Genomic DNA, 3283 nt, shown 5'->3' on the forward strand with positions numbered 1-3283 from the left:
TTGTTTCCTTAAAATATTTCTTCTACCAAAACTTAGACTGAAAACCCTTTAAAACTTAATGCTTTATTATGGAGTATTAGGACACGGCTTTTCACTTGAACTTAAAATATTCTTTGTGAGACATCCTTATTAACTTTTTGAACTTTTACCATTTATGATAATATGTTTTGGTTATGGATACTTTTAAAATAGTAATTTGTTTTTACTTAATTATTAACTCCTAATAATAACATTATATTAAATACTTGCTTTTATTTTTGCAATCCATTGTGGCATATTTGAAATAACGACCAAAATCGAGTGAACCCTTTAAGGAGGCCTTAAAGCGGCAAGCACAAAATAAATCATTTAAGTTACGAATTTGTTGCGTTGTTTCGAATATGTTGTTGCAATGGTGTGTAAACTACTTACATGAAAGGACTTTATCCAACTGATTTTTAATTTGTGAATTAATATCAGTGAATACTTTTGTGTTTTTCTAGGGACCGCTTTTTTTTGCATGCTTTTTCGTTGAAATCTTGAGTTTAATTTGAGTTCTAAAGTTGCTTTTTCGTACGTTTTTTTTCGCCAGGGATCTTTTTGTGTTTTCATAAGTGACTATAATTAAGTGTTTAATTTTTAGTCAACCTATTTCAGGAAAGTACATTCATCAAATGTGTGGTAACGTTGTTGTATAAGCTTTGTTGCGTTGTTTAAGCATTGAATTTACTAAATAAAACACGAACGGCGAAATTCCGGAGGAATTTCCCAAGTGAGCTAAAACCAGCAATAAAGTTTATACGGTGTTACCTAACGTTTTTATTTTCGTTCATAAATTATATTACAATAATAATCCTCAATTATTAATTCATTTTTGTTTAATGATAAAATTTTCATAGGTATTGGTTTTGTATAATAGTATTTACCATTTTCAAGTTTTTCAATTATTCCTACAGAGTGTTTCTTATAAAATTCAAGTTCACTTTTCGGCACAGGATTATGAGGTATTATTTCGTAATTCAAAATTTCCCAAAAGTCAGATTCAAAACCATCTTCTTTATAAAATTCCTTTGTTATTTCAATATCTGAATACTCCAAATCAGTAGATTTTCCGTATTCAACAGTTATTCCTCCACCAACATTAATTACAGTATCTTGGGGCATTTCTCTAATAAGGATATATTTTTTAAACTTCCAATTTCCTATTAAATCACTTTTTTTCAATTCTTGTGAATTAATGATAAAAGGAAATATGATTAATAAAGAGAGTATTTTGATTTTCATTTTTAATGTTAGGTAACGTTGTTGTATAAGCTTTGTTGCGTTGTTTAAGCAGTGAATCTACTAAATAAAACACGAACGGAGAAATTCCGGAGGAATTTCCCAAGTGAGCTAAAACCAGCAATAAAGTTTATACGGTGTTGGCAACTGTTTTTTTGTATCTAAAATTTGGATTATATTTTTCATATTTTAAATCAAAGTTTGAAGTTAAAAAATCTATTGTTGGTTCAACGTTTTCGTTCTTTTTGAAATCTAATATTGATTCACGTTTTGTGTGTCTTTCATTCAAAATGTTAATTTCAAAGGTTTGATATATATCTGCTAAATCTGGTTTTGCATCACTAAACCAAGCAAGTTTTTGAGATTTCCTAAATTTCAATACAGCTAATTTCGGTGTTTCAGAAATGTCAATTCGTGTTTTAAAAAACAATTTACTTAAAAAAAATGAACCAATATAAAGATTAGAATTCCTTTTCAGGAATCCTCTTTTCAGAAATGCTATTGATATTAAAAAAGCATAGCAAATAGCACAAATTGAAATAATTAAATAATCTTTCAGACTTAAGTTATACTTTAATAGAAAGAAAATTTTAATTAAAAATGGTGCTCCAAGATATAAAAGGAATGTGATTTTTTGATGATTAGTAAATCTATCTTCTAATATAATTTTTTCCATTCATATAATTTTTCCAAATAGTTGGTAACTCTTTTATTTCAATCGATTGATTATTCCTTATTCTAAAAATTTAACGAGTCTTTTTCTTTGTCATTTTTTCAGGTTATGTTTTATTTTTAATGAAACGAAAGTAAAATGAATATTCTTTTTTCAGTTTTCAGAATTTGAGTGATTAATAGTTGCCAACGTTTATGTATAAGCTTTGTTGCGTGTTTTAAGCAGTGAATTTAGTAAATAAAACACGAACGGCGAAATTCCAGAGGAATTTCCCAAGTGAGCCAAAACCAGTAATAAAGTTTATACGGTGTTGGCAACCGTTTTTTTATTTCAGATTATGGTATTTGTTTTTTAGACATAAAAAAACCTCCGTTATTTCGGAGGTTGTGTTAATATTTTCAGTTTAAATTCTTACCAACTTAAATCTTGCTTTATCATAATTTGATTGTTTTAACGGTGTAAATGTAATTGTTTTATATTGTTATAACGAATATTATGCCATTTTATTATTCATTCCATTTAATAGCCATATTTTCAAAGTTGCACCAAATGGTTCCACTTTCTTGTTGTCGATAATCAATATATGGTTTCATTAATATAAATGTACTGATAAATACTGTCTTAAAAGATTTTTTTATTATTTTTTCTTCTACGTGACCGTTTGCTATAAGTATTGAAAGCTGTTCAAAATAGTTAATTACAGTAACTACCTTTTGTCTGTCTTTCGGATTATCTTTTATGTAGTCCAAGAATTTTTGCACCTTTTTATTCAGGAAGTAACTCTCTTTATCCGCATCAATTTTTGAAATAAATTGTAATGCTTCTGTCATATGAGGTTCATTAAATTTAGAAGACACATCATATGCATATTGGTTCCTTGTTAAAAATAAATTCTCTTGATGAAATTTATATTGCGACTCCAAACTTAATGCGTGATAAATTAAAGCCATTATAGCAACGCTACCAGCGCAATAAGCCATAATGTCTGTGAATGTAAAATCAATATTATACTTGTTCATTAAGTAGAATATTATTACTCCAATAATAGCTATTAAAAAAAGAAAGAGAACTATATATTTTACTTGAAAATTCACTTTTAACTTATTCATTGTATGTTTAATTTTTCGTAAATTAGTATTTGTTTGTTGGATAAAAAACAAAAATAATAAATAAAATTAACTTAATATTTTACTTATTCATTCATTTTCAGAATTTGAGTGAGTAATGGTTGCCAACGTTTTGGTATAAAAATTTTTGCGATTTAAAAATGCGGCAAATTTTCCACCGGAAAATTAGAAGCATTTTTAAAAAAGCAAAAAGCTTTGATTAGTCATAAATTTAAGCAATTTT

General features: G+C 27.1%; 3 protein-coding genes. All 3 read right to left on the reverse strand.

Annotated features, from left to right (window positions below; genetic code table 11):
• Positions 1 to 798: 798 nt before the first annotated feature.
• Positions 799 to 1263, reverse strand: a complete 465-nt coding sequence (locus SHK09_RS14945; protein WP_319811592.1) for a hypothetical protein — start codon at positions 1261 to 1263, stop codon at positions 799 to 801.
• 127 nt (positions 1264 to 1390) lie between these two features.
• Complete coding sequence (locus tag SHK09_RS14950) at positions 1391 to 1936, reverse strand: hypothetical protein (protein WP_319811593.1); 546 nt, start codon at positions 1934 to 1936, stop codon at positions 1391 to 1393.
• Positions 1937 to 2439: 503 nt separating this feature from the next.
• Positions 2440 to 3042: a DUF4760 domain-containing protein gene (locus tag SHK09_RS14955; protein ID WP_319811594.1), complete on the reverse strand. Its 603-nt coding sequence runs from the start codon at positions 3040 to 3042 to the stop codon at positions 2440 to 2442.
• Positions 3043 to 3283: the final 241 nt, after the last annotated feature.

This window comes from Polaribacter sp. PL03 (assembly GCF_033875165.1).
Lineage (GTDB): Bacteria > Bacteroidota > Bacteroidia > Flavobacteriales > Flavobacteriaceae > Polaribacter.